Genomic DNA, 784 nt, shown 5'->3' on the forward strand with positions numbered 1-784 from the left:
GCCGGATCCCCAGGGGGGTGACGAGCGCCGGGCGGGCCGGCGGCGCCATTCGGCCTGGAGCAGGCGTGCCCAGGTTTCCCGGGGAAACGCATCGAGGGCCGGGCGGCCGAGGGCGAAAGCGTCGGGGATCGGGGCGTCGCCCGCCTCGCCCCGCGACGCTGCCAGCGACGCCCCGCGCCGCGATAGCACCGGCGCCGCGGGGGAGGGGGGCGTGCGGCCTGCCGTGCCCCGCGGGACGAGGAGATCGTCGGGCAGGGTGTCGGCCACGCGGGTGCCGGAGCCGGGGCGGGTGGTGAGGTAGCCTTCGGCCACCAGCTGCTCGATGGCGAGCAGGATCGTCCCCCGCGCGCAGCCGAGATCCCCGGCGAGGGTGCGGGACGAGGGCAGGCGCCCTCCCGGCGGCAGGCGTCCGGCCAGGATCGCGTCGCGCAGGGCCTCCCGCACGCGCCCATGCAGGCTCGCATCCCCGCGACGAAGCGGGCCGGCGGCCGGCGGGTCGAGATCGAGCTGAAGCGGCAGGGGAGGGCGGCGCCGGGTCTTCGTCGAACTGGTCCAGTCAGATGGCGAAAACTGGATCTTCCGCATGATCCGCCCTGCGTCAACAGAGGCTGTGAGACCCACGCCCCGTCGAGGATGCGTCATGTACGAGCCGCCCCATTTCCGCACCGACGATGCCGCGGCCCAGGCCGCCCTCATCCGTGCCTGTCCGCTGGGACTACTGGTGAGCGCTGGCGCCGGCGGGCTAATGGCCAACCCCGTTCCCTTCCTCCTCGACGAGGGCGCG

At 75.0% G+C, this 784-nt stretch carries 2 protein-coding genes; one reads left to right on the forward strand and one right to left on the reverse strand.

The features are described from left to right. Positions 1 to 585 (reverse strand): GntR family transcriptional regulator (locus MBTS_RS23405; protein ID WP_244973636.1); only part of this gene is annotated, 585 nt, incomplete at its 3' end. A 55-nt stretch (positions 586 to 640) separates the two neighbouring features. Here MBTS_RS23405 and MBTS_RS23410 point away from each other — a divergent pair. Then, positions 641 to 784: FMN-binding negative transcriptional regulator (locus MBTS_RS23410; RefSeq protein WP_192216616.1), on the forward strand; the 144-nt coding region annotated here is incomplete at its 3' end.

The organism is Methylobacterium bullatum, assembly GCF_014845095.1.
GTDB lineage: Bacteria > Pseudomonadota > Alphaproteobacteria > Rhizobiales > Beijerinckiaceae > Methylobacterium > Methylobacterium bullatum.